This is a genomic window from Paraburkholderia sp. GAS206C, assembly GCF_050435645.1.
In the GTDB taxonomy this organism is placed as follows: domain Bacteria; phylum Pseudomonadota; class Gammaproteobacteria; order Burkholderiales; family Burkholderiaceae; genus Paraburkholderia; species Paraburkholderia phenazinium_B.
Genome location: NZ_JBNDKR010000001.1, coordinates 757,956 through 783,996, shown reverse-complemented (window position 1 = coordinate 783,996; position 26,041 = coordinate 757,956). Strand labels below are relative to the sequence as shown.

At 59.6% G+C, this 26,041-nt stretch carries 31 protein-coding genes; 19 read left to right on the top strand and 12 right to left on the bottom strand.

Annotated features, from left to right (window positions below; genetic code table 11):
• Positions 1 to 7 precede the first annotated feature (7 nt).
• The gene (locus tag P3T20_RS03630) at positions 8 to 1,465 is read left to right on the top strand and encodes an efflux transporter outer membrane subunit (protein WP_429286077.1); all 1,458 of its coding nucleotides are present in this window, start codon (positions 8 to 10) and stop codon (positions 1,463 to 1,465) included.
• 85 nt (positions 1,466 to 1,550) lie between these two features.
• Positions 1,551 to 2,099, top strand: a complete 549-nt coding sequence (locus P3T20_RS03625; protein ID WP_074266281.1) for a glutathione peroxidase — start codon at positions 1,551 to 1,553, stop codon at positions 2,097 to 2,099.
• Between the two features lie 24 nt (positions 2,100 to 2,123).
• Here P3T20_RS03625 and P3T20_RS03620 read toward each other — a convergent pair whose 3' ends face one another.
• A complete protein-coding gene (locus P3T20_RS03620) occupies positions 2,124 to 2,378 on the bottom strand; it encodes an H-NS family nucleoid-associated regulatory protein (protein WP_122158068.1) in 255 nt (84 codons plus the stop codon).
• Positions 2,379 to 2,419: 41 nt separating this feature from the next.
• The gene (locus P3T20_RS03615; RefSeq protein ID WP_074266279.1) at positions 2,420 to 2,659 is read right to left on the bottom strand and encodes a hypothetical protein; all 240 of its coding nucleotides are present in this window, start codon (positions 2,657 to 2,659) and stop codon (positions 2,420 to 2,422) included.
• A gap of 485 nt (positions 2,660 to 3,144) precedes the next feature.
• Here P3T20_RS03615 and P3T20_RS03610 point away from each other — a divergent pair, with 485 nt between their 5' ends.
• The gene (locus P3T20_RS03610; RefSeq protein WP_429286076.1) at positions 3,145 to 3,951 is read left to right on the top strand and encodes an alpha/beta fold hydrolase; all 807 of its coding nucleotides are present in this window, start codon (positions 3,145 to 3,147) and stop codon (positions 3,949 to 3,951) included.
• 78 nt (positions 3,952 to 4,029) lie between these two features.
• Positions 4,030 to 4,869: an AraC family transcriptional regulator gene (locus P3T20_RS03605; RefSeq protein ID WP_429286197.1), complete on the top strand. Its 840-nt coding sequence runs from the start codon at positions 4,030 to 4,032 to the stop codon at positions 4,867 to 4,869.
• A 25-nt stretch (positions 4,870 to 4,894) separates the two neighbouring features.
• On the opposite strand, the gene P3T20_RS03600 is transcribed toward P3T20_RS03605, so the two are convergent.
• Positions 4,895 to 5,488 (bottom strand): LysE family translocator, encoded by a 594-nt coding sequence (locus P3T20_RS03600; protein ID WP_429286075.1) that lies wholly within the window; start codon positions 5,486 to 5,488, stop codon positions 4,895 to 4,897.
• 398 nt (positions 5,489 to 5,886) lie between these two features.
• Positions 5,887 to 6,981, bottom strand: a complete 1,095-nt coding sequence (locus P3T20_RS03595; RefSeq protein ID WP_429286074.1) for a porin — start codon at positions 6,979 to 6,981, stop codon at positions 5,887 to 5,889.
• 517 nt (positions 6,982 to 7,498) lie between these two features.
• Here P3T20_RS03595 and P3T20_RS03590 point away from each other — a divergent pair.
• Positions 7,499 to 7,735 carry a hypothetical protein gene (locus P3T20_RS03590; RefSeq protein WP_429286073.1) on the top strand — a complete coding sequence of 79 codons (237 nt, stop codon included), beginning with the start codon at positions 7,499 to 7,501 and terminating at the stop codon, positions 7,733 to 7,735.
• Here the strand turns inward: P3T20_RS03590 and P3T20_RS03585 are convergent.
• The gene (locus P3T20_RS03585) at positions 7,732 to 8,421 is read right to left on the bottom strand and encodes an O-methyltransferase (RefSeq protein WP_429286072.1); all 690 of its coding nucleotides are present in this window, start codon (positions 8,419 to 8,421) and stop codon (positions 7,732 to 7,734) included. The two genes, P3T20_RS03590 and P3T20_RS03585, sit on opposite strands and share 4 nt — an antisense overlap.
• Before the next feature lie 351 nt (positions 8,422 to 8,772).
• On the opposite strand from P3T20_RS03585, the gene P3T20_RS03580 reads away from it, so the two are divergent.
• The 8 genes from P3T20_RS03580 (at position 8,773) to P3T20_RS03545 (ending at position 14,439) form a co-directional block, all read left to right on the top strand.
• Positions 8,773 to 9,702 (top strand): hypothetical protein, encoded by a 930-nt coding sequence (locus P3T20_RS03580; protein ID WP_429286071.1) that lies wholly within the window; start codon positions 8,773 to 8,775, stop codon positions 9,700 to 9,702.
• A gap of 251 nt (positions 9,703 to 9,953) precedes the next feature.
• The gene (locus tag P3T20_RS03575; RefSeq protein WP_429286070.1) at positions 9,954 to 10,220 is read left to right on the top strand and encodes a DUF4148 domain-containing protein; all 267 of its coding nucleotides are present in this window, start codon (positions 9,954 to 9,956) and stop codon (positions 10,218 to 10,220) included.
• 145 nt (positions 10,221 to 10,365) lie between these two features.
• Positions 10,366 to 10,707 (top strand): DUF4148 domain-containing protein, encoded by a 342-nt coding sequence (locus tag P3T20_RS03570; RefSeq protein ID WP_429286069.1) that lies wholly within the window; start codon positions 10,366 to 10,368, stop codon positions 10,705 to 10,707.
• Positions 10,708 to 10,765: 58 nt separating this feature from the next.
• The gene (locus tag P3T20_RS03565) at positions 10,766 to 11,149 is read left to right on the top strand and encodes a DUF4148 domain-containing protein (protein ID WP_429286196.1); all 384 of its coding nucleotides are present in this window, start codon (positions 10,766 to 10,768) and stop codon (positions 11,147 to 11,149) included.
• Positions 11,150 to 11,291: 142 nt separating this feature from the next.
• The gene (locus P3T20_RS03560) at positions 11,292 to 11,480 is read left to right on the top strand and encodes a hypothetical protein (protein ID WP_429286068.1); all 189 of its coding nucleotides are present in this window, start codon (positions 11,292 to 11,294) and stop codon (positions 11,478 to 11,480) included.
• A 268-nt stretch (positions 11,481 to 11,748) separates the two neighbouring features.
• Positions 11,749 to 11,928, top strand: coding sequence for a CsbD family protein (locus tag P3T20_RS03555; protein ID WP_074266268.1), 180 nt, complete (start codon positions 11,749 to 11,751; stop codon positions 11,926 to 11,928).
• A 108-nt stretch (positions 11,929 to 12,036) separates the two neighbouring features.
• Entirely contained in the window at positions 12,037 to 12,627 is a 591-nt protein-coding gene (locus tag P3T20_RS03550) for a BPSL1445 family SYLF domain-containing lipoprotein (protein ID WP_122158080.1), read from the top strand.
• Between the two features lie 330 nt (positions 12,628 to 12,957).
• On the top strand, positions 12,958 to 14,439 hold the full coding sequence (locus tag P3T20_RS03545) for an HD domain-containing phosphohydrolase (protein WP_429286067.1): 1,482 nt from the start codon (positions 12,958 to 12,960) through the stop codon (positions 14,437 to 14,439).
• Positions 14,440 to 14,487: 48 nt separating this feature from the next.
• On the opposite strand, the gene P3T20_RS03540 is transcribed toward P3T20_RS03545, so the two are convergent.
• Complete coding sequence (locus P3T20_RS03540) at positions 14,488 to 15,342, bottom strand: oxidoreductase (protein WP_429286066.1); 855 nt, start codon at positions 15,340 to 15,342, stop codon at positions 14,488 to 14,490.
• A gap of 552 nt (positions 15,343 to 15,894) precedes the next feature.
• Here P3T20_RS03540 and P3T20_RS03535 point away from each other — a divergent pair.
• Complete coding sequence (locus P3T20_RS03535; RefSeq protein WP_429286065.1) at positions 15,895 to 16,518, top strand: 2-hydroxychromene-2-carboxylate isomerase; 624 nt, start codon at positions 15,895 to 15,897, stop codon at positions 16,516 to 16,518.
• Positions 16,519 to 16,637: 119 nt separating this feature from the next.
• Positions 16,638 to 17,012, top strand: coding sequence for a GFA family protein (locus P3T20_RS03530; protein WP_429286064.1), 375 nt, complete (start codon positions 16,638 to 16,640; stop codon positions 17,010 to 17,012).
• Here the strand turns inward: P3T20_RS03530 and P3T20_RS03525 are convergent.
• Positions 17,009 to 17,266, bottom strand: coding sequence for a DUF2866 domain-containing protein (locus tag P3T20_RS03525; protein ID WP_074269206.1), 258 nt, complete (start codon positions 17,264 to 17,266; stop codon positions 17,009 to 17,011). The genes P3T20_RS03530 and P3T20_RS03525 overlap by 4 nt on opposite strands.
• A gap of 589 nt (positions 17,267 to 17,855) precedes the next feature.
• Between P3T20_RS03525 and P3T20_RS03520 the strand changes: the two genes are divergently transcribed.
• Complete coding sequence (locus P3T20_RS03520; protein ID WP_429286063.1) at positions 17,856 to 18,200, top strand: DUF4148 domain-containing protein; 345 nt, start codon at positions 17,856 to 17,858, stop codon at positions 18,198 to 18,200.
• Between the two features lie 241 nt (positions 18,201 to 18,441).
• Complete coding sequence (locus tag P3T20_RS03515) at positions 18,442 to 19,164, top strand: alpha/beta hydrolase (protein WP_429286195.1); 723 nt, start codon at positions 18,442 to 18,444, stop codon at positions 19,162 to 19,164.
• A 16-nt stretch (positions 19,165 to 19,180) separates the two neighbouring features.
• Here the strand turns inward: P3T20_RS03515 and P3T20_RS03510 are convergent, their stop codons facing one another.
• On the bottom strand, positions 19,181 to 20,065 hold the full coding sequence (locus tag P3T20_RS03510) for a LysR family transcriptional regulator (RefSeq protein ID WP_429286062.1): 885 nt from the start codon (positions 20,063 to 20,065) through the stop codon (positions 19,181 to 19,183).
• A 78-nt stretch (positions 20,066 to 20,143) separates the two neighbouring features.
• On the opposite strand from P3T20_RS03510, the gene P3T20_RS03505 reads away from it, so the two are divergent.
• The gene (locus tag P3T20_RS03505) at positions 20,144 to 21,445 is read left to right on the top strand and encodes an aspartate aminotransferase family protein (RefSeq protein ID WP_074266260.1); all 1,302 of its coding nucleotides are present in this window, start codon (positions 20,144 to 20,146) and stop codon (positions 21,443 to 21,445) included.
• 234 nt (positions 21,446 to 21,679) lie between these two features.
• On the opposite strand, the gene P3T20_RS03500 is transcribed toward P3T20_RS03505, so the two are convergent.
• The 4 genes from P3T20_RS03500 to P3T20_RS03485 form a co-directional block, all read right to left on the bottom strand.
• Positions 21,680 to 22,897 carry a GGDEF domain-containing protein gene (locus P3T20_RS03500; RefSeq protein ID WP_074266259.1) on the bottom strand — a complete coding sequence of 406 codons (1,218 nt, stop codon included), beginning with the start codon at positions 22,895 to 22,897 and terminating at the stop codon, positions 21,680 to 21,682.
• A 223-nt stretch (positions 22,898 to 23,120) separates the two neighbouring features.
• A complete protein-coding gene (locus P3T20_RS03495) occupies positions 23,121 to 23,660 on the bottom strand; it encodes a Spy/CpxP family protein refolding chaperone (protein ID WP_074266258.1) in 540 nt (179 codons plus the stop codon).
• Positions 23,661 to 23,764: 104 nt separating this feature from the next.
• Complete coding sequence (locus P3T20_RS03490; RefSeq protein WP_217272861.1) at positions 23,765 to 24,118, bottom strand: hypothetical protein; 354 nt, start codon at positions 24,116 to 24,118, stop codon at positions 23,765 to 23,767.
• 205 nt (positions 24,119 to 24,323) lie between these two features.
• Complete coding sequence (locus P3T20_RS03485) at positions 24,324 to 24,578, bottom strand: hypothetical protein (protein WP_167379408.1); 255 nt, start codon at positions 24,576 to 24,578, stop codon at positions 24,324 to 24,326.
• Positions 24,579 to 24,648: 70 nt separating this feature from the next.
• On the opposite strand from P3T20_RS03485, the gene P3T20_RS03480 reads away from it, so the two are divergent.
• Positions 24,649 to 25,986, top strand: a complete 1,338-nt coding sequence (locus tag P3T20_RS03480; RefSeq protein WP_254368923.1) for a hypothetical protein — start codon at positions 24,649 to 24,651, stop codon at positions 25,984 to 25,986.
• The last annotated feature ends 55 nt before the right edge of the window (positions 25,987 to 26,041 follow it).

Sequence of the window (26,041 nt, the reverse complement as noted above, 5' to 3'; positions counted from 1 at the left end):
AAACAATATGAAGTCACTCAACTCTGCTCTCTGTTTCGGCCTGCTTCCCGTGGCGGCCGCGCTGGCGCTGGCTGGCTGCACGGTGGGGCCCGACTACCACGGCGCGCCGCAGGCCGCACCGATCGCCGCGCAGGCGACCTCATTCAATCGGGCTCCGCAGGGCACGGTATCGACGGCGCCTGTGGCTGCTCAATGGTGGCTCGCGCTCGATGACGAGCAACTGAACGCATTGATCGATACGGCGCTCAAGAACAGTCCCGATCTGCATGCCGCCGAGGCCCGCGTCCGCGAGGCGCGCGCCGGTCTCACAGCGAAGCAGCGCAACGAATTGCCCAAGGTTCAGGGTAGCGCCGCTTATTTGCGCACGCCTACCCCGGATCTGTCGTCGCTCGAAGGCGGACAGAGTTCGTCCTCGAGCGGTAGCGGGCCGATCAGTTTTTATCTCGCGGGCTTCGATGCCAGTTGGGAGATCGATCTTTTCGGCGGCACGCGGCGGGCGATCGAAGCGGCGTCGGCAGAGGCGGATGCCTCGCAGGCCGATCTCGCCGATGCGCATGTGCAGCTCGCCGCCGAGGTGGCGCAGGCGTATGTCGGCTTGCGCGATGAGCAGCAGCGCGTGAGTATCGCCCACGAATCCGCCGAGCTTGAAACGCGCATTCTGACGCTGACCGAACAGCGCCGTGCGCGCGGCGTGGCCTCGGATCTCGATGTGGAACGGATCCGCTCGCAGGTCGAAAATACCCAGGCGAGCATCATTCCGCTCGACGCGCAGGTGGCCGAATCGCTCGACGAACTCGCCGTGCTCACGGGCCGCGAGCCCGGTGCGCTGGATGCCGAACTGTCGGCACAGAAGCCGCTTCCCATGTTGCCGGCGACGGTGGCGGTGGGCGATCCAGGGCGTCTGTTGCGTCAACGTCCCGACATCCGCGCGGCCGAGCGGCGACTTGCCTCGCAGAATGCGCAGATCGGCGAGCACGAAGCGGATTGGTTTCCGAAGGTCACGCTATTTGGCGACCTGAGCTTTAGCGCGTCCGAACCCGGTCATCTGTTTCGCAAAAGCAGTTACACGTGGGTTGCCGCGCCTTATCTGCAATGGAATGCATTCGATTTTGGCCGCGTGAAGGCGAGCGTCGATCAGGCAAAGGCCGGCCGCGACGAGGCCGAGGCGAAATACGAGAGCACGGTGCTGGGCGCGCTGAAGGACGCGGATGTGGCGCTCTCGCGCTACGGCCACGAACGCGACAACGCCGTGAGCCTTCGCGAGGTGGAAGACTCCGCTACGCACGCCGCGGTGCTGACCGAACAACGCTACCGCGCGGGTACGACCACGGCGCTCGATTGGCTCGATACCGAGCGAACCCGCTATTCGGCGGAGCAGAACCGCATTCAGAGCGAAGCGCAGTTAATCAAGGATTACGTGGCCTTGCAAAAGAGTCTAGGCCTGGGGTGGCAAACCCCCGGCTAGGCACCGCCGGCAGCAAACGCAGAACTCCGTTAGTCTTCTGTCTCGCCCACGTTATTTTTTCTCACCAGGCGACAACGGAGGATTTATGGCATTAGCGTTACACGACATTCCCCTGAAAACGATCGACGGTCAGGACAGCAGCCTTGCCGACTACCGTGGCAAAGTCTTGCTGGTGGTCAATGTTGCTTCCAAATGCGGTCTCACGCCGCAATACAGCGGCCTGGAAAGTCTCTACCAGGCAAAGCACGCCGACGGTCTCGAAGTGCTGGGCTTCCCGGCTAACAACTTCAAAGGCCAGGAGCCCGGCAGCAATGACGAGATCGCCTCGTTCTGCTCCACGCAGTATGACGTGCACTTCCCGCTCTTCTCGAAGATCTCCGTGCTTGGCGAAGACCAGCATCCGCTGTACGCGGCGCTGACCGAAAAGCAGCCGGTTGCAACCGGTGATGGCCCGTTCCGCGAAAAGCTGAAGGGCTACGGCGTGAACCCTGAGAACCAGGCGGACGTGCTGTGGAATTTCGAAAAGTTTCTGATCAACCGCAACGGCGACGTAGTGGGGCGCTTTGCCCCTGACGTCACGGCTGACGACCCGCGTCTGCTGGCGGCCATCGACGCTGAACTGGCAAAGCACTAATCCCGGCGGTGTGATCCAGAGCGGTTAGCTGCAGCGGAAGTGTTCGATGCTTTGTCCGGCCGCCACGGCCCGCTGCAGCCACTCCGGCAGATCGCCGCTACCGTTCCAGGTATTTCCCCAGGCGTCCCGGTACGCCACCGCCTGTTCGCTTTTCTGGTCGGACTCGAGAGACTCCGCGAGCGCCGGCAGCGTAATGCCGAATTCTTCCATGCGGTGGCGAATCCAGCGGATCAGACGTTCGCGCGCTTCGCCATCAAGTCGTTCAATCGTCGTGGACATGGTTTCTGATAGGCCAGGAAACGAAAGCGAGCGGGACGGTATCAATTGGTCCGCTTCGGTTGCGTGGCGATCTTGACCACCGCCGAGTCGAAGAAATCCTGAGCCTCTGCGAGTTCGTCCAACGCCTGCTCGAGCTGGCGAAGCGCAAGGGAGTGCTCGATGTGCCGGTTCTGCGGCACGTCCTCGCCTCTGACTACGCGAAAGGCAATATCTACTTGCCTGGTTGCACGAACGAATCGTTCGGCAGCATTTGCTTCACGTGAGTGCGCATGGGTCGACATAATAAACCTCCACTCTTTAAATCGAACTTCAAATCAAACAGGATGATTGTCCGCAGGGGCAAGGCGCAGGGACGTTACTCAGGGGTGACGTATTCTGGTCAGGTTCTCTGCGTTTCGAAATCAGGCGATGCGTGATGATGCGATGGTTAGCGCGCTGGCCTTGCATTGCAACTGGAAGCAAATAGTATGGCAGTCCCAGGCAACCTGCAGATGATGTTAATTACACCACTTTAATTGGCGATACGCCAGGAGAAAAGCCTGAGAACAGCGACCGGTTTGCATAGCTTGCCAGGAACCGCGTCCGCGCGCCAGGGGAATGTTGTTAAATATCACGCCGGGGTGTTAACTTCTTTGGATCGGTGTTAACTTGTTCAGTTCCATCCGCAGGATTCAGCGAGTCTTATTTTCGCGCGACTGGCCGGGTGCCATGTTGCTTTTAGTCGGTTATTCTTCCATCCGTATACGCCTATACAGGTAAAACCGCCATGGAACCGTACGACGACGAGCTCGAAAATTTTGCTGTGCATGGCGCACCTCCGTTGCCTGCGGCAAGCGATCAAGGAATTGTGGAGCACGACGGTGCGCGAATCGCGTACTCGATCTACGGAACCGGCACGCCGGTGATTCTGCTGCATGGAGGCCTGGGCCACAGCGGAAATTGGGGCTGGCAGGTGCCTGCGCTGGTCGGCTCGGGATATCGTGCCGTGTTGATCGACAGTCGTGGTCATGGCCGCAGTACGCGTGATGCGCGTCCCTATTCTTACGAGTTGATGGCGTCCGACGTGCTTGCCGTCATGGACGTCCTGCAACTGAAAAAAGCTGCCATAGTGGGCTGGAGCGACGGCGCGTGCACCGCGTTGATCCTCGGCGCCAAAGCCCCTGAACGTGTTGCCGGCGTCTTCTTCTTTGGCTGCAACATGGACGCTACCGGCACGAAGGAATTCGTTATGACGCCGGTCATCGAGCGGTGCCTCGGACGCCATGCTGCGGACTATGCTCAATTGTCGGCCACGCCGGATCAGTTCGAGGCCTTTGTCGGCGCCGTCGGCGAAATGATGAAGACCCAGCCGAATTACTCCGCTAGCGACCTGGCGAAGATTCAGGTGCCAGTCGTGATCGTGCAAAGCGAGCATGATGAATTCATCAAGGCGGAACATGCGGAGTACCTGGCCCGCAGTATTCCGCGGGCCGAGTTGATCCTGATGCCGGGTGTAAGCCATTTTGCGCCGCTGCAAAGGCCCGAACAGTTCAACGATGTGATGCTCGATTTTCTTCGCAAGGTTCCGGCCTGACGCAAAGTGGCGCTCTGTGGCATGCTGGACGTATCGAGCTTTGCCGTGCCGCATACCGGGTTTAAAAAAACGCTGATCATGAAAAGCAGTCCGAACTCACCGATGAAGGAGCCTACGGTCCAGACCTTCTGGCGCGATGAAGCGCTGCCATTTATCGAAGCGCGTTCGGTCGAAGACGGTCGTAAGGTGTGCTATGGCAAGCATTCTCACGAAACGTTTTCGATTGGGGCGGTGACAGGCGGCCGTAGCACCTATCTGAACGGCAAGGTGGTGGAACGTGCGGGGCCGGGGTCAGTGGTGGTCATCAATCCGGACGTTGTGCATGCATGCAATCCGGACGGCGATCAACCGTGGTCGTACCGGATGCTTTATGTGGATGCCGCATGGCTGGGCAAGCTTCAGCGCGACCTCGGTGTTAGTCAGAGCGCCGATTTTCGCCCATTCTCATCTACGCTGACCACGCAGGCGGGTCTCTATGGCGGATTGAACGGTTTGTATGCAGCGCTAACCGATGAAGATTCGGACACTTTGCAAAAGCAAAGCGTTGCCGTCGATTTCTTTTCGGATCTGTATCGCGCGCTGACCCATGCGCCGGTGCCGACCGGCAGCGTTAACCTCAAGCTCGCGCGCGCGGCCCAATACATCAGGGAGAATTGCGTTCAATCGCTGCGCCTGGATGAGATTTGCGCTGCGGCGGATCTCTCTGCCTCCTATCTGATTCGTGCGTTCAAGGAACGTTACGGCATGACCCCGCACGCATACCTGGTTAATTGCCGCATCGAATATAGCCGCTCGCAACTCAAACGCGGGCGAGCGATCGCCGAGGTAGCCGTTGAAGCTGGCTTTGCCGATCAGGCTCATTTACAGCGGGCGTTTAGGAAATTCGTCGCAGCCACCCCGGGGCAGTACAAGGGGTGAGTGCGACGCGCGTCGCCAACGCTTTTCAGGCTACGAGCAGATAGATAGCGCTTGCAACCAGCAGTAGCGCCATGATGCGATTGAATACCCGCACCCGGGCGGGATTGCGCAGATGCTGCCGCAGAAACGACCCTGCGTAGGCCCAGCAAGCGATGGACGCATAGCAGATCACGAAGTAAAGCGCGGTGAACTGCCAGATCAAAGTCCGGTCTCCGTTGGCTGCATAGGCACCCATGCTTGCAATGGAGGCTAGCCATGCTTTCGGATTGAGCCACTGCATTGCGGCTCCAGACACCGCAGACGGGCCTCGGGCTGCCTTGGGCTGGTCTGCACCCATCTTTCCATCGTCGATGGCCAGCTTATAAGCCATGAAGAATAGAAACGCTACGCCCGCCCATTGGATGAATCGTGTCAACCACGGCCACTGGTCAAGCACGTCACGCAGTCCCAGGCCTATCAGCAGGAGCAGCAGCGTAAAGCCGACCGTCGCGCCGGTCACATGCCGCATGCTTGCCGCCAGTCCATAGTGGGCGCTGGTGCTGAGCGCGACGATATTGACGGGCCCGGGTGAAATTGATGCAGCGAGTGCAAACGCTGCCATGGAAAGAAAGATGCTCATGGGTCCCCTTGATACGTTCGATCTGAAGGCTCGAAGGTATCGGGGGAGGGGGGATGCGTATTGAAGAAAACTACCCTTTGGTGATTTTGTTGGGGGGATGGGCGGGATGAGTCAGGTGAGCGGATGGTGTTCAAACGCGAGACCAAGCTCGCTTGCCATCCAGAGAACGCGGAGTGCGCGCGAGCGACTGGTGCCGAAAATGGTAAGTGACATGTGTCTTTGTATGCGACATGAATCGAGTTGATCGGTTGATGTCAGTATCGCATCGCACAGTCTGATACCCAATAAAGACTTGTACGAGGAGGTCTCGTCAAAGGCAGCGGACGACCAACCTCTAGTGATAAAGGCCGCGATCGCATCAGCGCGGTCGCGGCCGTCATTCCCGCTAAGTCCAGAGCTTAGAAGTGCGTGTGCAGGCCGATGCGGACAACAGCCTGACTCGGGCTGTCCGATTCATCGCCCGAATCGTTCATGCCGTTGATTTGCGCATCCGCTCCCGAATTAGCCCGTTGATAGACGCCAAGCAGGTACACGTCGGTGCGCTTGGAGAGCGCATAGTCGACGATGCCCGCGATCTGGTGAGCGTGGTTATTGTCGACGGTTTCATTGCCTTTCATGTACATGTACGACGCCCCTGCGCTCAAAGCCGGCGTGAAGTTATAGTGCGCGCCGAATGAGCCTTCATACACCGCGCCACCGTTGGCGGAATTGTGGACCGTTGTGAACAATGCGTTCGTGACCCAGCCACCGAAACGGTAGTGCGTGCCCAATCCCCAGTTACGCACGCTGACCTGCGGCGATCCCGCCGTGTAGTACTTGATGTTGGTATAAGCCGCGTTGGCACCGAACGATCCGGCAGCATAGTTAAGCGCGAAGCTCGTGGAGTTGCCCGCGCCGATCGACCCTGCCACACCACCAAAACCATACATCGCACCGGCGCTCAAGCCGGCAAAAACCGGTGAGACGTACTTGACCGAATTCGTTACGCGTTCGCCGGCCATGCGGTCCCAGTCGAAAGCTCCGGTGGCATTGCTCGGTAAGTCGAGCTTCGTGAACGGGCCTGCGCGGAAGTCGTAAAAATGCCCCGAGAGCTCCGCCGGATCATCGCCCGCAAAATACAGCGAGTCGGTCATGAAGTCGTACTGGTTGCCGGCGGTGACTTTACCGAATTTGTCGTTCACCAGTCCGACAAACGAAGTCCGGCTAAACAGGCTCGAATTCGGCATGAATGCACCGTTGTCGAGCTCGAACTGATCGACCAGTTCGAAGATAGCCTTGGTGCCGCCGCCGAGGTCCTCAACGCCGCGGAAACCCCAAAGATTCGGTCCATTGACGCCGTCGTCCATCTTGACGTTTCGTTTGCCGGACTCGTTGCTGACGTAGGTGACACCGGTATCGACCATGCCGAAGAGCGTGACGCTGCTCTGCGCGTGTGCTGCCGTCGTCGCGCAGGCAGCGGCGAGGATGGCTAACGTAATCTGTTTCTTTTTCATGCTTGAAGATCTCCTTGCGTGCTCTTAGTACTACAGATCGAATAAATTATTTCTTTATCTTTCTTGGGGGAAGCCGGTGAAAGGTCACTTTCTGGGTGACGAAGCGGATCGCGGCTCGCCTCAAGAGGCGAGCCCGGCGAAGAGCTCTTAGCGTGAAGACAAAAGGCTACCAGGCAGGTAGGCGACGACGGTCTCGATGACTCGCCATTGATGTGCCGACATCCTGCGAGCGTCAATGAGCGCTGTGATGTCGATAAGTCCTGCAGCTAACATACGCATCCCCGAAATACTTTTCCGTATCCGATTCCATCGAATACGAATCATGATTTTGTTAGGAAGCGAAGATATCGAAAACTGACCGCGATCGGGAAGTGCGGGTTAACCACATTCGAAAGGCGAATAGAGGTTCACGATAGCTTTTGTGCTATGGATTGATGAAACAAAGAGAGGGCAAAGCGCCGTTGGGATAAGGGCTTAACACGGCGTCAGGGGCCTGGATGGAACAGGGACGCTGAGGATGAGTGATGACATGGCAATAAGCAGAAAAGATACTAAAGAAAAGAGATCGCAATCTTGTCTGCCCGACGGGATGAATGCAATTTTTGGTAAGGATTTTTCCACAATTACCTTAGGGATCCACAATGGTTTTGGCGTGCCGGTTCGCAACATAAAGCCTGACGCAAGCGGTCGCCCGTTCGATAGTTGCTGGACTCATCTGGGAGCGACCACTCCCCTGGCGCGCAATGCTCGTTAGCTGCCGACGTCCGTTGGTGGCGTGGAGACGATCGTTATGGAAAAACCGTCGTAACCTTTCGAGCCCACCGTTTGAACCGCCGTGCTTTCGGTGCCCGGCATTGCGGCGAGCATGTCGAAAAACTCCCGCACGCCGAGCACATCCGGTTCGTTGTTCTGCGGGTCGACGAGCTTGCCGTCGCGCACGACGTTGTCCGCGACGATGACCGTTCCCGGTCGCGATAGCCGCAGCGTGAGCCGCAGGTATTCGGGGTAGCTGCTTTTGTCAGCGTCGAGAAAGATAAAGTCGAACGGCGGCGTCTTGCTCTGGATCATCTGCTCGAGACTTTCGGCCGCAAGACCGGTAATCACGGAGACCTTGTTTGCCAGTCCGGCAGCCGCGATATTCTTTCTCGCGACATCGGCATTGTCCGGGTTGGCTTCCAGCGAAATCATGCTGCCATCTTCGGGCAGCGCTCTTGCAAGCCAGATGGCGCTATACCCACCTAGCGTGCCGAGTTCGAGAATCCGTCGCGCGCCGTGTATCTTTGCGAGCAGGTTGAGAAACTTGCCCTGATTGGGCGCTACGTTGATGGCTCGCAGGCCTGCTTTGGTGCTGGCTTCCAGCGCGGCGTCGAGCGCCGTGTCGGACTTGACGAGTCCTCGAGAAAAGTAGTCGTCTACAGCGTTCCATGTGTCGGTAATCATCGAATTCTCCGTTCGTGAGATCCTGAACTTAACGTTTTGCTGTGTGCAGGGTAGTTTATCGGGGTATGACAGGCGAGGTTGGGAGGCATTCGCGGATGCTGGTTTGCAACTGGGATAGAGTTTGGCAGACGCTGCATGCTCTACTTTTGGCCCACCGCAGTCGAACTTTGACGCATCCGAATAGACTGAAGAATAGCGGCGCTCGACGTTCCCCATCGCATCGAATAGATGCGCCCGCAACCTTCATCGTGGCGGATACCGACTAAAACTTGTCGCATCCAATTGATGCGTGACACCGTACGTAACCCAGGTAGAGGCATAACCTATCGAGGGCTTTACGGAACTGACGTCATGATCACGAACCCGATTGGCAACCCAAAAGTAACGATTCTCACCAGCCTGTTGTTGGGCGCTCTTGCGGTGGCAGCTTTTACGCTGGGTCAACGGAAAGGGGACCTGTTCGGGGATTCTGCCGTTTTTGAACGTCGCGACGTGCCCGCCGCCGACTCGCCAGTGGGTTCACGGCCGGCCACGCTGGCCAGCGGAAAGGTGTCGCTTGCGCCGGGTACTACTGCAGATGCCAGTCTGACCCAGGTTCTCGATGCGATTCGCGCGAGCTTGCAACGCAACGATCTTGGTTCCGCCAGGGTATTGCTGGGCGCCGAGCAGTCGCTTTACAAGGACGATCCGCGAATCGCAGCGCTTCAAACGGAATTGCAGGCGCGCGAAGGTGCCACGAATCATGCGCCTGCTGTGGTCGAAAATCCGCTCAGGTCGCCGGCGGCGCCGCATTCGGGGCGCCCTGCATGGCGATCCGCGTCGCGACCCGGGCATGGCCGCACCGTCTCGCAACCGATTCAGGCAGATGCAGATAGCGGGCCGCAATATGAACAGGGCAGGCATGCAACTGGCGTTGAAATCGCGCCGAACCCGAGCGTAAGTGCAAGGAACGATGCCTCTAGCGACGTCTCAAGCTCCGTTTCCGTCAATCAGCCAGTGACTGCCTCGCCGCCCAGGCCCGCGCAGCCTGTGGTCGATGCACCGCCCGTCACGCAATCTGTTGTGCTCTCTCCACCTGTCACGCAGACGACGCAATCCGACGCAAAGCCGGCCTCGCTACCGGCGGTGGCCAGTCAGGCCCCAAAGACGCGTGCCGAGGTTGAGATGGAAATTGAACGCGCCCGCACAGACGGCGCTTTGCCGCGTTTCGGCAACCCCGACCCTGCCGGGCCCGGCGGTGCGCCGAGCATGATCAGCCATCCGGTGGTGCTCAACTGGTAGTACGACGGCGCGCGTCGCCAGCGCAGCCTGTGCTGAACGGCGCCCGCATTGCGGCATATGAAGGTGGGCGCACGCCCGTTCGTATCCGTTAACACGTCCGCAACCCGCTCTATTCCCCCTCTCCCGATTTTTTTGCCCGCGAGTAGCGTTCGGGCGCACTCGTTGGTGCATTTCTCCGTTCGCCGGGAATAAACGCCGCGCATCTCGGGTTCTCCTTCACGTAGGCCAACCCAAATTCACCGGAGTTCATCATGAAGAAGATCGCTTTTGCGGTGTTGTCCGTTGCTGTGCTTGCCTCGTCTAGCGCTTTCGCTGAAGGGAAGACACGTGCGCAGGTGTATCAGGAACTGATCGAGGCGCAACAGAACGGCCTCAACTACGTGACCGACTCCTCATATCCCGATGTGAGCCCGGTGTACGCGCAGGAGGTCTCCCGGTTGAAGCAACAGGCGATGGCTTCGTCTGCAAACACCAGCAAGATCGTTGACGGTTCTACATATGGTAGCACTGCGAACTAAACGGCTGGAACCAGTTGGTGCAACAGATAGTTTTTGAAATCCAGGAATAACCGACGCAGTCTCGATGTTAACGTTGATGAGTGGTTGATGAATGCATCGCCATATTTCTCAACCAGTTTAAACCCATATTAGTTAGGAGTTAGAAATGAAAAAGCTTGCCGTGATCACCATGTCAGTTGCCGTCCTCGCATCGAGCGGCGTTTTCTCGAATGCCTTTGCGCAGGAAAAGACCCGTGCCGAGGTTCGTCAGGAACTGATTCAGGCGGAGAACAACGGCTCGCGTTTCGTGACCGATGCGTCATATCCCGACGTGAGTCCGGTCTTTGCGCAGCAGGTCGCGCACCTGAAGCAGCAGGACACCAGCGGCGTCGGTTCGGATACGTCGGGTACTAGCGCCGGTGGTCAACACAAGGGAATGAACAGCAATAAGACCGGTGAAGCGTGTGTGGGTCCGGTCGATTTCTGCACACCGTTTTTCGGCAGCTAAGGTCGTCGTCCGGTTGCCGTCCCTGTCTGGTCTCTCCCATTGAAGCAAGGAGATTTACATCATGAAAACGTTCATCAACCTCACTCTCGCTGCCTGCGCATTCGCGAGCCCCGCGCTTAGCTTTGCGCAATCCGCCAACGCTCCGGTCACCCGGGCACAGGTATACGCCGACCTCGTACGCGTCGAACAGGCTGGCTATAGTCCGGCCGCCGGCGACCCAAACTATCCGGCCGACATTCAGGCCGCCGAAGCGAAAATCGCGGCGCAAAACGGCGCAGCTGTCGCAAACAGTACTGCGGGTGATGCGGCCGAAACGACCAGCATGGGCGTCCCGTCGTCGGGATCCAGTGAAAGCGGCACTCGCGCGCCGTTGAATGGTACGGGGAGCAATGCTGCGTGCGTCGGTCCGGTCAGTTTTTGTTCGCTGTATTCCGGTGGCTAAGTTGAGTAAGCTATCGCGACCCAATCGCGCTAGCAGCGCAGTTCGACTTTGCCGGGTTTGCCGCACTTGCGCGTTTCACCCATCGCGATTCTCATTTCAGTTGTGATGCCGGTTCTGAAGCCCACTGCGGAGGCGCCTTTAGATGAAGCCGATGGTCGGATTGCTCATACTCTTTGTGGCAGCGACGCTTGTCATCGTATTTGCCGGTTCCTATGGCGAGGGCGTGGTGCGGATGGCCGGTTATGTGGCGACGCTCGCGCTAGGCGGCGTGGTCGCGTTGCTAGTGCAAAACTGGAAGAACCGTCGGCCAGGTACGCGCCCACCCCGTTAGATGATGGGCCGTTTGACCGGCTGGTTCGCGTGTGCCTGCAAGCACACACGTAAGACGTACCGGGCGGATGTCGTTTTTCCCTGTCTGCCCGATGAATCGGCATTTCGCCGCGTATCTCTCCCTCCCGTCTTTATCCCCTTGATTTCATGCCCGCTTATGCGGGCGTTGTGCCTTGCAGCGGCTTTGAAACGGTACGCTTTGCGACTTGGCCCGCATTTTGCAGTAAAGAGGCAGCCGCGAGAATTAGCTCATCATTCAAGGAGGTTGCATGAACAAGGACCAGGTCAAAGGCACGGCCCAAAAGGTCAAGGGCAAGCTGAATGAAGCAGTTGGAAAAGCGACCGGCAACAGATCGCAGGAGATCAAGGGCGATTTGCAGCAGGTGGCCGGCGGGATCCGTCAGTCCTTCGGTAATGCGAAGGCGCGCATCAGAAAGACGGTCCGCTGACTCATTGCCTGAAGCTCGGGCGCCGCTTATCGGCAACTGCTGTTGCTGCCGTTCGCGGTGCGACCGACCGCGGCTTCACAACCACATCACATAACAAAGGAATCAACCATGCGTCGCCGACAATTCATCCTCTCGTCCAGTGTAGCGCTCGCCTCAACGGGTCTCGCGTTAGCTGGCTGCACGACGACTCCGCCGTCATCCGACACCGGGGCATCCTCCGACGCGGGCAAGCGTCAAACCATCAATGCGGGTGTCGATTCCACGCTGGCCCGTCTCTATGACACGGTGCACGGCTCGCATGAGCTCGTCGCCAAATCACAGGGCGTACTGGTATTCCCATCGGTTATCGCGGCTGGCTTCTGGGTCGGCGGCCAATATGGCCAGGGTGCGCTGCGCGTCGCCGGACGACCCTCAGGCTATTACAGCATCGCTGCCGGTTCGTTCGGTCTGCAGATTGGTGCGCAATCCAAGGCGATCGTAATGATGTTCATGACGCAGGACGCGCTGAACAAATTCCGCGAAAGCCAGGGCTGGGCCGCAGGCGCCGATGCAACGGTGGCCGTGCTGAAGGTGGGCGCCAATGGCGATGTCGATACCTCGACTGCGACGAGCCCGGTGCAGGCTTTTGTGCTGACGAACGAAGGGCTGATGGCAGGTGTCTCGCTGGAAGGCTCGAAGATTTCACGGCTGGTGATCTGACCATCTGACCTCGGCTTCGAGGGGAGGTGTCAGCAAAAACGGCGGGGCGATCACGATCGTCCCGCCGTTTTTTCATACTGCGGCTGCCTGGCCGCCTGCCTCGCCAGTTGCTTGACCGAACGCGCCGCTTCGATAATCGCCACTGCTGCTTAAGCCGGCTTCGACAGCATCGCCGCGTGGCTCGCGTCCACCTTGACCACCGTCGCGCCGATCCGCTGCGTCATCGCTTCCTGCAGTTGCGGCGGGATCATGCGATCCTTACCGGGGGACGGCTGAGGCTGGCCGCGGCGCTGAAGGCGCCTTTGCGTTTTTGAACAGGTCGATACACCTATGGCAGATGTTTCAACAATCCGTTCGCTCGACGCCGTCAAGGCACTGGCGTTCATCGGCGATCTCAGCATGGGGCAGCCGACGGATCATTCGCTGCGCACCAGTTGGTTGGCCGCGCGCCTCGCGGCGCAAGCCGGCTATGACCAGGTCCAATGCTGCGTGGTGCAGGAGGTATCGCTGTTGCGCTGGTCGGGTTGCACGGCCAATGCGGCGGGTTTCTCCGAGTGGCTCGGCGACGATATCGGCGGCCGCGAGGCGATGCTTGCCATGCGGCCAGGATGGGCCGGCGAGGCTGAAGCACACGGGAGCTTCGAGTCGACCATCCAGCCGCTCGCGCAGATCCATTGCGAGGTGTCGGGGGAAATCGCCCGCATGCTAGGTCTCGACGATATGACGCAAGCCTCCTTGCGGCACATCTTCGAAGCATGGGACGGTGCAGGGTTGCCCGAACGGCTCGACCGTAAGCAGGTGCCGGAGGCGGTGTTTCTGGTCGCGCTCGCGAGCGATCTGGAGATTCTCAGCCGTGTGTACGGACTGGACGGCGCGCAAAAGCTGATCGCGCAGAAGGCGGGGCACCAGTACCCGGAGGAACTGGCGCGCGTCGTCTGTGCGCACGGAGCTGGATGGCTCGCCGAACTCGACCGGCAAACCGCGGTGGGCCGCGACGAACCGCTGGATGCGCTGCCGATGCAGCAGTCCACTGCGCCGGAGATCGTCGCTGACGTAATCGACCTGAAACTGCCGTGGATGGCCGGTTACTCGCGGCGCGTTGCCGGGGCCGCGGCGGGATGCTGTGCGCAACTCGGCTTCGACGGCGAGGTCGGTCAACGCATCTATCTGGCCGGTCTGATTCACGGCATGGGGCGCATGGCGGTGTCGAACGCGATCTGGAACACGCCCGGGCGGCTCTCGCCCGCCGCCTGGGAGAAGGTACGCCTCGTGCCCTACTGGACCGCACGCGCCGGCAGGCAGATCGGCGCGCTCGCGCGGGAAACGGAGCTTGCCTCGCACGCATACGAGCGGCTCGACGGCTCGGGTTATTTCCGCAGCGCGGCTGGCGCGACGATCGGGCTGGAGGCCCGCGTGCTGGCGGCTGCGGCATGCTGGGTGGCGTTGCGCTCGCCGCGTCCGTGGCGCGCCGCTTTGTCCGTCGGCGATGCGGCTGCCTTGATCAACGAAGAGGTGGGTCAGGGGCGTTTCGATGCTGATGCGGTCAACGCGTTGTTGTCCTGCGAGCAGAACGCTCAGGAGCCGGGCGCCGCCGGAGGACGGGCCCGGCCGGCGCGGGTGTCGCTGCTTTCTCCGCGCGAATCCGAGGTTTTGCGGCAGATCAGTCTGGGCGCAAGCAACAAGGAAGTTGCCCGCGCCCTGCAGATGAGTCCAAGCACGGTGCGCACGCATGTGGAAAGCGTGTTTCGCAAGCTCGAATGCTCAACCCGGGCCGCCGCTACGTTGAAGGCGTCGACGCTCGGGTTGATCTGAGCACCGGGCGGTGCGCACCACGTGTTCACCGTGCACGGATAAAGCCCCTTACTTCGTCCCTTCCGGGAAGTCCGCGCCGACGGTGGTCGCTTCCCACGCGTCGAAATCGCTGCGCAGGAAATCGAGCTTCTTGCGGGCCAGTTCCAGCGCGGCCTTGCCGAGCAGCAGACGCAACGGCGGCGTGTCGGAGAGCGCAGCATCGATGATGGCCTGCGCGGCCCGTACCGGGTCACCCGCCTGATTGCCGCTGCGGGCGGCGGTCTGCTTGCGGCGCTCGCCGGCGGTGGCCGCGTAATCCTCGATTTGCGTCGCCGATTGTTTGATCGACGGCCCGGCCCAGTTGGTGCGGAACGGGCCGGGCTCGACTATCAGCACGTCGATACCGAGCGGCTTGACCTCGGTCGCCAGCGACTCGGAGATGCCTTCCACCGCGTATTTGGTGCCGTGGTAATAGCCGGTCGCGGCGAAGCTGGTGAGGCCGCCAATCGACGACACGTTGACGATCAGGCCGCTGCGCTGCTTGCGCATCACCGGCAACACGGCCTTGGTCGTGTCGACGAGGCCGAACACGTTCGCCTCGAACATCTCGCGCACGGCGGCGTCCTCGCCTTCCTCGATGGCGGCAAGGTAGCCGTAACCGGCGTTATTGACGAGCACGTCGATGCGGCCGAAATGCTCTTTGGCCTGGGCGACGGCGTGGTCGATCTGGGCACGTTTGGTGACATCCAGCGGCAGCACGAGGGCGCGATCGCCGTGACCTTCGACAATGTCCGCGACTTTCGAGGCGTCACGCGCCGTGACCACCGCACGCCAGCCGCGCTCCAGCACGAGTTTCGCCAGTTCGCGGCCAAAGCCTGTGGAACAGCCAGTGATCAGCCAGACGGGGTTGTCTCGATTCATCATTTGGGAAACTCCTGTTCGTTTTGCAAAGGCAAAAAGAGTGAAGCTGCCTGGCGGCGTGGTGCGCCGCGGGCAGCATAAGGGTGATGGTTGCTATTAGCGTGCCTGACCGGTTCGGCTCATCTTCGCCGGGTACGGCGAGGGGCCGGAAGCGGCGCCTGAGGACACAAGGCGCGTCGAGTCGCTGCAGGAGCGAGAAGGGGGCGTGCGCGGCTCGAATGTAGATATGGACGGCAGGTTAGCCCGCCCATTGTCGCTGATCTGGCGATTCCGCGTGAGAACGGTGCCAGCAAGGGGCGGTCAGGACAGCGCCAGCAGGATCGACGAAGATATGACGATGATGAAGAGGCAGGCTGCGGTCAAAAGGTCATATGGGTAAGCCATTGCGATATCCATATACGTGATGAGTTGATGGCGAGATCATAGGACGAAGCGCATGAGACGACTGTCAACGATTGCAAATTCGAGGCGTTGTGTGGCATTTGTAGGCTTTCGAAATATCGCGTTCAGGTTGCCTGCGCTGACTTGTTGCCTATAACGAGGGGAGTTTTCTGGATGAATACAGCTGTGCCCGTCCAAAGCACGCCGGAGATCGATTTCTGGTTCGACTTCGCCAGCAACTACAGCTACCTGAGCGTGATGCGCATTGAATCGCAGGCGGCCATGCATCATGTCCGGGTTCGCTGGCAGCCGTTTCTGCTGGGTCCTGTGTTGCAGTCCTTGGGCTATGACACGTCGCCGTTCGTCGCGCAGAAGGAGAAAGGCGAATACGTTTGGAAGGACATGGAGCGGCAGGGCAGAAAATACGCCGTCCCGTGGCGCAAACCGTCGGACTTTCCACGCCGTGCGTTGCTGCCATTGCGTGTGGCGACGCTCGGGGCCAATGAGTCGTGGATCGGTGCGTTTTGCCGCGAAGTCATGCAGCTCAATTTCGCGCAAGACCGCGAGATCGACTCACCGGCGGCGGTGGGCGAGGTGCTGGAGCATCTGGGTTTGCCGGCGCAACAGATCATCGCCGACGCGCTTACCGATGCCAACAAGCTGAAATTGCGCGAGCAGACTGAACGGGCTCGAGCACAGCGCATTTTCGGCGCGCCGACGTTCTTCGTTGGCACGGAGATGTTCTGGGGCAACGACCGGCTGGACGATGCACTGGCGTTTGCCGCAGGCGCGCCTTAAGACGTAAAAACGGCACGATCCGCTTCCCTCCTGACAGCACGCTGGCAGGAGCCCCTGCCTAGAATGAGCTTCAACATCGCGTAGAAGCCTTTCCCATCAGCGGTTGCGGAGATTGAGCCATGAAAAAGACCTACCACGGCAGTTGCCATTGCGGCGCAGTGCGATTCGAGGCGGATATTGAACTGAACACCGGTCAACTGAAGAACGGGCGTCGCCGCTGCAATTGCTGGATCTGTGCGAGGCAGCGCGTCTCGGAGACGCTGGTCAAGCCAGAGGATTTTCGCCTGTTAGCGGGCGAAGCAGAACTCGGTGACTATCAGTTCGGCACGGGCGGCGGACACCATCTGTTCTGCCGGACCTGTGGAGCGGCCACCTTCGGACGGGGCGCGGTGGATGCGACGGGCAGCGAGTACGTGTCGATTGCCGCCGCCTGCCTCGACAACTCCAATCCGGCCCTGACGCCGAAGCGTGCTGTGAGCGCGTGCTACCGTTAATTATCGCCGTGCTGGCAGAAGCGTCGGCCCGGAACGTGCGACACGACAGCTTGAGCGATTTCAAGCGGTGTGCTTTCCGCGGGAACCACGCGACGGCAGGAATCGGGAGTGTGCTTCAGCGTCCATTCGACCAGACGGTAGGAGCGTCCCCATGGATGCTGCAATGGGTCCGAGACCGTGCAGGATTGAATCTGGCGCACCCAGTCGTGGTCGGGCATGGCCCGCAGATGTTCGAATACCGTATCTTCAACCATGGTCTGTTCTTCCCTCGCAGGAGTGCGCAACATCTTGCGATGCGCCGACAGCATCCCTCAGATAAAAAAACGCCGCCGATGTTCAGGCGGCTCAACAGGGGATGTTGAGCGTCATAGTTGCAGGGGAAAATTAAGCCAGACTTAAGACCACGTCAGAAAGCCCTGATCGGGACAGAACTTAACGATTGACGTGGTAACCGGCGTTAAGCGTTTGCAGAAACGCAACGGCGCATCGGTAACGCGTGTTTCGCGACCCTCAGAAGCATTTCACGCTGCGTATTGCCGACTGGTCGCAAATGGCTGGAGGCCGCGATGCGCCTGCGCGAATATTTGTCTGTCGCAGGAAATTGGTCTCCGGCTCCAGCCAGCAAGGGCTTGCGAGGGATGAACACGAGCCGCCGAGAGGTTGCTTCGAAAAATCCTGGAATAAACCCTGGCACCCTGTGTTCGCCCTTATGTAGACGCAGTACGAGGCGCGTAGCACAAGGCCATGGGTCATAGGCCGTAGGCCAGAACCGGACTGTTTATCTCAACCCCGAAGGCGGTTTTAACTGCCAACTAAATTTAACGTTACTTAGGAATCTTAATCATGTACAAGATGCTCGCAGGTTTTGCTCTCGCCGCTGCCACGCTCGGCGCCCCTGTTCTCAGCTTTGCTCAGTCGAATGCACCCGTGACCCGTGCGGAAGTTCGTGCCGATCTCGTGCGTGTCGAGCAGGCCGGATATACCCCAGGTCAAAACGACATCAACTACCCGGCTGACATTCAGGCTGCCGAAGCGAAGATCGCTTCGCAGAACGATCAGCAACTGACCAACCAGGCCGTCGGCGGTGCCACTCAGAACGGTAGCTCGGCATCGGGTTCGGCATCCCGTACGGCCATGCGCTCTTGTGTCGGCCCGGTCAGCTTCTGTAACGTGTACTTCGGTAGCTAAATGGTGCATCCAGGATCCTGCGCGATGGGTTGTCTTGTGCAGGATCGCCAGTTGTTCCAGTCGTAGAAGTAGGTGGCTTGATAGACGAGTGCGTCGCACAGTCGAGCATGACTTGCCAGTCAAGCCAGCTATTTTTTAAAAATTTCGTTTTCCTTATTAATGGAGTTTGATCGTGAAAGTCTTACCTCTCGCCGCATCGATCCTTTCCTTGTCCGCATGCCTGTTTGCATCGACCGGTGCCATGGCGCAACAGATACAACCCGCCACCCCGATCAAGAACATTGTTCTGGTACACGGCGCGTGGGTGGATGGCTCGGGCTGGAAGCCGGTGTACGACATCCTCACCAAAGATGGCTACCACGTCACCATGGTGCAGGAACCGCTGACTTCGCTGGACGACGATGTCGCGGCCACGAAGCGCGTGATCGACCTGCAGGATGGTCCTACGATTCTCGTCGCACATAGCTACGGCGGCTCGATCATCACCGAGGCTGGCGTCGATCCGAAAGTGGCTGGACTCGTGTATGTGGCCGCGCATGCGCCGGCTGTCGGCGAAGACGAGTCGGATCTGGGCAAGCAGTACCCGAGCTATACCTCGAAGCAGCCGGGCGCCATCAAGAAGACCGACGACGGCTATACGTACCTGAATCCGGCGGATTTCCCCAAGGATTTCGCTGCGGACCTGCCGCTGAAGCAGGCGCAGTTCGAAGCGCAATCGCAGATCCTGACGGCAGCGAAGGTCTTCTCGGCGCCGATGACGGTCGCTGCATGGACCACCAAGCCAAGCTGGGGCATCGTGGCCGCTGACGACAAGATCATCAATCCGGATCTCGAACGCTTCTACTACCAGCGTGCCCATAGCCACACCACGGTGCTGGCCGGCGCAAGTCATTCGGTCTACGAATCGCGTCCGAAGGAAGTGGCGGCTGTAATTGAAGACGCAGCGAAGCACGCCCAGCAGTAATGCGCCCGAAGCGCAATCAAAGCAACGGCAGCGTAAGCCTGATGTGCTCCGTGAATACCGCGGTCAGCGGCGCGGGGCGCTTACGCTCGAACCTGAGCGTAATGGCGATGGTGGGCAACGGCGGAAGCGCTGGATCGCCGTTGATTATGGCGAGGTCCGGCGCGACGGCTGTCTGCGTAATTACAGCAAAGGCTTGCCCCGAGCGCACCAGCGCTGTGAGGCCCGCAAGGCTGCTGCTCGCACAGGCAACGCGGTAAGCCCTGCCCGCGCGTTGCAGCGCTTCGCAGGCCGCTACGTGATCGAGCGTGTCCGGATCGGAAAGCGCCAGCGGCAAGGGGTCGAAGTGAGCGGGATCCAGTCCCGGATAGCCCACCCAGACCAGCGGTTCGCGGCGAATGATGCCGTCATCCGGCGCATCCTCCGGCAACGAAATCAGGGCGAGGTCCAACGCATGCATCTCCAGTTGTTCGATCAAGCGTGGGGTGGGCGCGCACATGACGTCCACCTGGGCATGCGGGTGGTGGGCTGAAAACTGCCGGAGCAGGGGCGGCAGGAACACGGCAGCGTAGTCGTCCGGGCAACCGAAGCGGATCGTGCCCGAAAGCCCTTTGCCGGAGAGATCGGCCATCGCTTCGTCGTGGAGTCGCAGAATGCGTTGGGCATGCACCAACAGGCGTTCACCGGGGTTCGTCAGCACGACCCCGCGCCCCGTGCGCTGGAATAGCGGCTGATCGACGATGTCTTCGAGGCGCTTCATCTGCTGGCTCAGCGCAGACTGGGTCCGGCCTATCCGGATAGCCGCGCGGCTGAACGCCCGCACTTCGGCGATGACGGCGAACGAGCGCAGCAGGTCGATTTCGAGTGAAAGGCTCAAGGTATTAGGCTCGCTTCTAGCTTCCATTAGAACTATTCGATTCTATGAAAGCAGAGAGCCATCTAGACTGCAAGCTATTCTCGCCAATAGCCCAGGAGAACCGCGGTGTCCCGGAACAACGACGAAGTTTTTTGGCGCAACGCCAGGCAGCACCTCATCCGCTATGGCGGCACCTTCGAGCCGATGATCATCGAGCGCGCCCAGGGCAGTTTCGTCTATGACGCAGATGGCCGCGCGATCCTCGATTTCACCTCGGGACAGATGAGCGCGGTGCTCGGACACAGCCATCCGGAGATCGTCTCGGTCATCAACGAATACGCCGGCAAGCTCGACCATCTCTTCAGCGGGATGCTTTCGCGACCGGTGGTCGGTCTGGCGACCCGCCTCGCCGACATCACGCCTGACGGACTCGACCGCGCGCTGCTGCTCAGCACCGGCGCGGAATCGAACGAGGCTGCGATTCGCATGGCGAAGCTCGTCACCGGTAAATACGAAATCGTCGGTTTTGCGCAGTCGTGGCACGGTATGACAGGGGCCGCGGCATCCGCGACGTACAGTGCCGGTCGCAAGGGCGTCGGCCCGGCGGCGGTCGGCTCGTTCGCGATTCCCGCACCGTTCCTCTACCGGCCGCGTTTCGAGCGCAACGGTGAATACGATTACCTCGCAGAACTGGACTACGCGTTCGATCTCATCGACCGCCAGTCCAGCGGCAATCTCGCTGCCTTTATTGCAGAACCGATTCTCAGCTCCGGCGGGATCATCGAACTGCCGCAAGGCTACATGGCCGCGCTGAAGCGCAAGTGCGAGGAGCGCGGCATGCTGCTGATTCTCGACGAAGCGCAGACCGGCGTCGGGCGCACCGGCACGATGTTCGCCTGCCAGCGCGATGGTGTCACGCCCGACATTCTCACCCTGTCGAAGACGCTGGGCGCCGGTTTGCCGCTTGCGGCCATCGTGACCTCCGCGCAGATCGAAGAGCGGGCCCATGAATTGGGTTATCTGTTTTATACGACGCACGTGTCCGACCCTCTGCCCGCCGCCGTCGGTCTGCGGGTGCTGGATGTGGTCGAACGCGAGGGGCTGGTTGCGCGGGCGAACGTGATGGGCGAGCGTCTCAAACGCGGCCTTGTGGATCTGATGGAGCGCTTCGACTGCATCGGCGACATCCGTGGACGCGGGCTGCTTCTGGGTATGGAGATCGTCAAGGATCGCCGCACGAAGGAGCCGGCGGATGGACTCGGCGCAAAGATCACCCGCGAGTGCATGAACCTGGGCCTCAGCATGAACATCGTGCAACTGCCGGGTATGGGCGGTGTGTTCCGGATTGCCCCGCCGTTGACTGTCAGCGAGGATGAGATCGACCTGGGTCTTGAACTGCTCGGGAAGGCGATTGAACACTCGCTGTAAGCACCCCAACGTCATCGTTGATGAGGCGATGAGCGATCATCCGATGATCCGCAATGAGGGCCACGAATGCCGCTGCTGCTGGCTGCTCGCAGCAGGTGCGACGACGCCTTGCGGCAAAATGCGGCATAATGTGGCTCTCTCAGGTTCTGGCAATGGCCCTCGGAATAGCCAGAATCTTTTTAGCCGACCCTAACAGGTCGGCTTTTTTTTGATCACGGTGTGCCGCATCGGGAGTTACGAGCGTTCCCGAGCGCCAGTTTTTTGCCGTCCACCGGCCGGCTCGACCATCGGGTGCGCGCCGCTCTGCGCGAGTTCAAGCCGATTCCCACCCAGCGACTTCGCTCTGTACAACGCCTGATCGGCGGCTGCCAGCAGGTCGACGAGCGTGGATGCCTCGTCCTCAAACTGCGCGAGTCCAATGCTGACCGTAGCCCGGATCCCGAGGCCGCTCACTCTGAGCGGGGCCGTTTCGGCAAAAAGTCTGGCAACGGTTTCGCCCACCTCTTTGGCGCGGAGGGTGTCATGACGAAACAGCAGGGCAGCAAATTCTTCTCCTCCGATGCGGGCGAGAATTGCCTCGGGTCCCATTACGCTGCGGGCAATGTCCGCAAACGACTTCAGGACCTCGTCTCCCGTTTTATGACCGTATTGATCGTTGATCGCCTTGAAGCGATCAAGGTCGAAGGCAAGCAGCGAAACTGGCCGCCACGTGTCCCCTTCGCGGATGACCCGGCCGCCTTCTTCAAAGAACCATCTGCGATTGCCAAGGCGGGTCAGATAATCGGTTTGGGATTCCTGCAAAAGCCGGCCATGAGTTTCCTCGCGAATTAACCTGAGCAAGGTCATCGGTAGAACTACCGAATATAAAACGCCTTCGTAGATTGTGATTTCACCGGCAATAGCCACTATGTTCTGTCCATATACGGCCGCTAGCCACGGCAACACGAATGCTCTGGCGGCATAAAGGACAGCATGGATAGTGGTCACCATCGCGGCGATGTGCCGCGATTGCAACGATTTCATCTCATCGTTTCGCAGCAACTCGCGAGACGTCATAACGGAAACTATCGCGATTGGAAACGCACAGACATAGCTCCACACGGCGTTCGGCCATCGCGCACCGGCGATTGCCCACGCCAGCGCCTGCAGAACGAGGATAGCGATAGAAACCGCACGGTAATGTCGGCCGCTCAGGGATGCGACACCGTGCAGGATCAAAAGATAGCCGCTGAGAATGACGAGATTGCTTAAGGCAGAGCCGGAGATACCGGGCAGCGCTTGACGGATGATCACCGCTGCACATCCGACGGCAAGCGTGGCGTATCCCGCTGCCAATAGCCTCAATTCCTTGCTGCGCCGGGGATGCGTTCGATGCTCCCAGAGCGTCATCCCAGAGCTGGCGAGTAGCGTTCCGATCGCAAGAAGGTAAAGGGTGAGAAGATCGACGTGCATCGCTGACGTTAGAGCGTTCCGCCGGTACGCGGCGGCTGGAGTCGCATTTTACGCCGAAAAATTTGATGGCATCGTAACGTCAAGCGCTCACATAGCAAGGCAATCGGGAGCTCTGTGCCGGTCTGAAACGGCGAGGACCGACCCATCACGCACGACCGCCGATCACGTCATGCAGTCTTGCAGATGGGTCAACCGTGTTGCTTCGCGTCGTTTGCGAATGGTGTTAGTTGGAAGCAGGCGCCGGTGCTGAAGCAGCACCCATTGCAGCAGGCGCGTGCTTGTGCTGGGCGGGGTGATGCTTTCCGTGCGCATGCTCATTCCTGAACAGCACATCCGCAGTTGCTTTCTGATCGTCCGACAGCGTCGCGTACAGCGCGCTGAACGCAGTGGACAACTTCTGCATATTCTCGGCATGTACCTGGGCTAATGATGCATACGATTTCATGGCGTCATCCGCGTTCATGGACGGAAGCTTTTTTGCCCGCTCATGAAAAGCCTGATCGGCGCTCGCAGCGTTGTCACGCATGGTTTGCGCGAAGGCGTCCCATTGCTGCGACTGCTGGTCGGTGATCTTCAGTTCAGCATGCAGTTCGTCGATCCGCTGCGCCACGATATCCTGGTGCTTCTGCGCATGAGCGGCAGCCCGCCCGCCTGGCGTCGTAGGGGCCGCACTGCTCGCGGGCGTCTGCGCCCATGCCGAAGCGCTCGCGAAGACAAACGTCAACAACGCAGGCATAAATACTTTACGGACGGAGGTTTTCATGTATGGATGCTCGTTTTGAATGATGGGTCTGGCGACGGCCGCAACCTGTGCAATATGGTGCGATGAGCTAACGGACCGCCGGATCGGATCAGGTTATGGGACGATCAATAACCAGGAGGATAGTTGTTCGGATAGTAAGCGACGCCCGGCGGGGGCGGCGGTGGGGGAGACGAATACACCACTGCGGGCGGCGGTTGCAAAGCACTGGTGATCGCTGCGCCCGCGACCGCGCCCAGCAACGCTCCGACGATCAGCCCGCCACCACCGCCGCCGCCACCGCCACCATGGTAACCACCGCGATAGCCTCCGCCGCCGTGATAGCCGCCGCCTCCATGGTGACCACCGCCTCCACGTGAGTAGTGTTGCGCCTGTGCAGGCAGCGCGGACATCGCCATCAGAACCGCCACGACGGCCATTGCGACGCGTCGGCGTGACGGAGTGTGAGACATCTGAATCATGAGTCGTGCTCCTTCCATTCAGTTTCACATGCGTAGGACCACCATTTCATCTGCCAGCGATCGAACTAGTGTGACCCTTTGTACGCCCGTCAGTTCCGCACATTGTGTCCAGATAATGCAATTGATTCTAAGCGGAGAAGAATGGGCTCGAAAACGCAGTGAAATAGCAGCTTATGTCTCCTTTCTCAATGGATTTCCACGGGTTTTAATAAAACCAAATATTACGTTTAAAGATTTGCAGTTCTTTGTCGATATATCGACTGAAAGCGCAGGCCCGCAGATGACCGCGATCATCCATCGAAAATAACAAAGCACCGCATATGACCACACTACTGCCATTAAACGCAGGCGTTCTCCCAACGGTGACGCCATCATCGAGCAAGACGAACAGCATCGCTTCGACCGCTAGCATCGCGTCGGATACCGCTGTCGGCGGGAGCGAATCGACTATTGTCACCATCCCATCCGCGAGCCTCGAATCGCCGCTCCTCTACACGTCACAAGGGTCGCTGATAGGCGGGGAGCCAAGCGTGACCTGGGCTCAGAGCAACACCGATGCCGTTTCTCTGACGATGGCGGGCGATGCCATGTCGAATACGATGTCCGGTCAGTTCTACAATCTGGGAAGCGCGCTGCTCGATCGCTTCAAGACTAACGGTAGCAATTTCTCGCAGTCGGTCACGATTGCCGGGGCGGATGGAGTGGGTGCAACCGCGCTAGCGGAACAGGGTCCGCAAGGCGATGTGAAGCTGACCGTCAAGACCGCGAGCGGCGTCACGGTCGATATCGAAATGGACAGCGACGACGGCACGCTTGCGGTCAGCATGAACAGCAGCGGGACCTTGAGCGGCAGCGAGCGCACCGCGCTGACAGGACTGGCCGACGGATTTCAGCAGGCAATCGATGGCCTGAGCGGTGTTCCGCCGCAACTCAATCTGAGCGGTTTGATGCAGTACGACCCGTCGGTACTGTCGTCGGTGAATCTGCAATTCAATGTGACAGGCGAAGGGTCAAACAACATATCGGCCAATATTGCGCTGAACAGTTCAACGCGCAGCGTGAAAGTCACGGACTCGACCGGTTCGATCAACCTCAGTGTCGATACGAGTGATTCCGCGATCTGGGGATCGGGCGCGCAACGTGACCAGGCCATTGCAAGCTATCTGACACAGTTCGACAACGCCAACACGGAAGGCCACGGCGACGCCACACTGATGTCGATGTTCAAGGACGCGTTCAGCCAGATGAACGGCGACTATGGCACGTCGTCGCAACAGCTTCCGGGTACGGACGGCGTATCGTGGGTCGCGCAGTCGGATCACGCCATGTTGACCGGGCTGGCCGATTTCACAGGCTCGATGACCGATAACGCGGTGTCGTCCAATCCGTGGCTGCCGGATCAAACGGATACGTTTTCCTATCAGGTCTCCCAAAGTACTCAAACCACCGGCAATCAGCAGAGCGGCGCGATTTCGCAAACCCAGCACTCGAGTTTGCAAGCGAGTTATCACGAGTCGCTATCGGGTGGCCCGGTTCAACTGGGCATGTCGCCATCGACCCAGAGCTACAACTATATACAGGTCGACGACGACGCCAACAGCGCGGTCAACATCGCGACGCAACGCGGCCAGATAGTGCAGGCGACGCTGAATCAGTCGTCCAGTCAATCCACAGAGAAGTCCGAATATGTGAGAGGGCTGCTGGTATCGGACGTCACTACGCCGACGAACTCGTCCAACTCGAAAGATCTGCTGGCGTTGCTGAAGCCCTTCCTTGGCGACGGCGATGCCGAACAGGACAGCGCCTCCTGGCAACAGGAACTTTCGACCCTACACGGGATGGTTTTGCTGAACGCCAATCCAGACTGAAAAGCCCGCGGCAGCGGGCGTGACGATTTCGTCGCGAATCTCGCGACAGACGTGA

Excerpts from the sequence above, each read along its gene's own strand:
- P3T20_RS03630 (WP_429286077.1), top strand. The coding sequence starts at position 8 with ATGAAGTCACTCAACTCTGCTCTCTGTTTCGGCCTGCTTCCCGTGGCG.
- P3T20_RS03625 (WP_074266281.1), top strand. The coding sequence starts at position 1,551 with ATGGCATTAGCGTTACACGACATTCCCCTGAAAACGATCGACGGTCAG.
- P3T20_RS03620 (WP_122158068.1), bottom strand. The coding sequence starts at position 2,378 with ATGTCCACGACGATTGAACGACTTGATGGCGAAGCGCGCGAACGTCTG.
- P3T20_RS03615 (WP_074266279.1), bottom strand. The coding sequence starts at position 2,659 with ATGTCGACCCATGCGCACTCACGTGAAGCAAATGCTGCCGAACGATTC.
- P3T20_RS03610 (WP_429286076.1), top strand. The coding sequence starts at position 3,145 with ATGGAACCGTACGACGACGAGCTCGAAAATTTTGCTGTGCATGGCGCA.
- P3T20_RS03605 (WP_429286197.1), top strand. The coding sequence starts at position 4,030 with ATGAAAAGCAGTCCGAACTCACCGATGAAGGAGCCTACGGTCCAGACC.
- P3T20_RS03600 (WP_429286075.1), bottom strand. The coding sequence starts at position 5,488 with ATGAGCATCTTTCTTTCCATGGCAGCGTTTGCACTCGCTGCATCAATT.
- P3T20_RS03595 (WP_429286074.1), bottom strand. The coding sequence starts at position 6,981 with ATGAAAAAGAAACAGATTACGTTAGCCATCCTCGCCGCTGCCTGCGCG.
- P3T20_RS03590 (WP_429286073.1), top strand. The coding sequence starts at position 7,499 with ATGAGTGATGACATGGCAATAAGCAGAAAAGATACTAAAGAAAAGAGA.
- P3T20_RS03585 (WP_429286072.1), bottom strand. The coding sequence starts at position 8,421 with ATGATTACCGACACATGGAACGCTGTAGACGACTACTTTTCTCGAGGA.
- P3T20_RS03580 (WP_429286071.1), top strand. The coding sequence starts at position 8,773 with ATGATCACGAACCCGATTGGCAACCCAAAAGTAACGATTCTCACCAGC.
- P3T20_RS03575 (WP_429286070.1), top strand. The coding sequence starts at position 9,954 with ATGAAGAAGATCGCTTTTGCGGTGTTGTCCGTTGCTGTGCTTGCCTCG.
- P3T20_RS03570 (WP_429286069.1), top strand. The coding sequence starts at position 10,366 with ATGAAAAAGCTTGCCGTGATCACCATGTCAGTTGCCGTCCTCGCATCG.
- P3T20_RS03560 (WP_429286068.1), top strand. The coding sequence starts at position 11,292 with ATGAAGCCGATGGTCGGATTGCTCATACTCTTTGTGGCAGCGACGCTT.
- P3T20_RS03555 (WP_074266268.1), top strand. The coding sequence starts at position 11,749 with ATGAACAAGGACCAGGTCAAAGGCACGGCCCAAAAGGTCAAGGGCAAG.
- P3T20_RS03550 (WP_122158080.1), top strand. The coding sequence starts at position 12,037 with ATGCGTCGCCGACAATTCATCCTCTCGTCCAGTGTAGCGCTCGCCTCA.
- P3T20_RS03545 (WP_429286067.1), top strand. The coding sequence starts at position 12,958 with ATGGCAGATGTTTCAACAATCCGTTCGCTCGACGCCGTCAAGGCACTG.
- P3T20_RS03540 (WP_429286066.1), bottom strand. The coding sequence starts at position 15,342 with ATGATGAATCGAGACAACCCCGTCTGGCTGATCACTGGCTGTTCCACA.
- P3T20_RS03535 (WP_429286065.1), top strand. The coding sequence starts at position 15,895 with ATGAATACAGCTGTGCCCGTCCAAAGCACGCCGGAGATCGATTTCTGG.
- P3T20_RS03530 (WP_429286064.1), top strand. The coding sequence starts at position 16,638 with ATGAAAAAGACCTACCACGGCAGTTGCCATTGCGGCGCAGTGCGATTC.
- P3T20_RS03525 (WP_074269206.1), bottom strand. The coding sequence starts at position 17,266 with ATGGTTGAAGATACGGTATTCGAACATCTGCGGGCCATGCCCGACCAC.
- P3T20_RS03520 (WP_429286063.1), top strand. The coding sequence starts at position 17,856 with ATGTACAAGATGCTCGCAGGTTTTGCTCTCGCCGCTGCCACGCTCGGC.
- P3T20_RS03515 (WP_429286195.1), top strand. The coding sequence starts at position 18,442 with ATGGCGCAACAGATACAACCCGCCACCCCGATCAAGAACATTGTTCTG.
- P3T20_RS03510 (WP_429286062.1), bottom strand. The coding sequence starts at position 20,065 with ATGGAAGCTAGAAGCGAGCCTAATACCTTGAGCCTTTCACTCGAAATC.
- P3T20_RS03500 (WP_074266259.1), bottom strand. The coding sequence starts at position 22,897 with ATGCACGTCGATCTTCTCACCCTTTACCTTCTTGCGATCGGAACGCTA.
- P3T20_RS03495 (WP_074266258.1), bottom strand. The coding sequence starts at position 23,660 with ATGAAAACCTCCGTCCGTAAAGTATTTATGCCTGCGTTGTTGACGTTT.
- P3T20_RS03490 (WP_217272861.1), bottom strand. The coding sequence starts at position 24,118 with ATGATTCAGATGTCTCACACTCCGTCACGCCGACGCGTCGCAATGGCC.
- P3T20_RS03485 (WP_167379408.1), bottom strand. The coding sequence starts at position 24,578 with ATGGTGACAATAGTCGATTCGCTCCCGCCGACAGCGGTATCCGACGCG.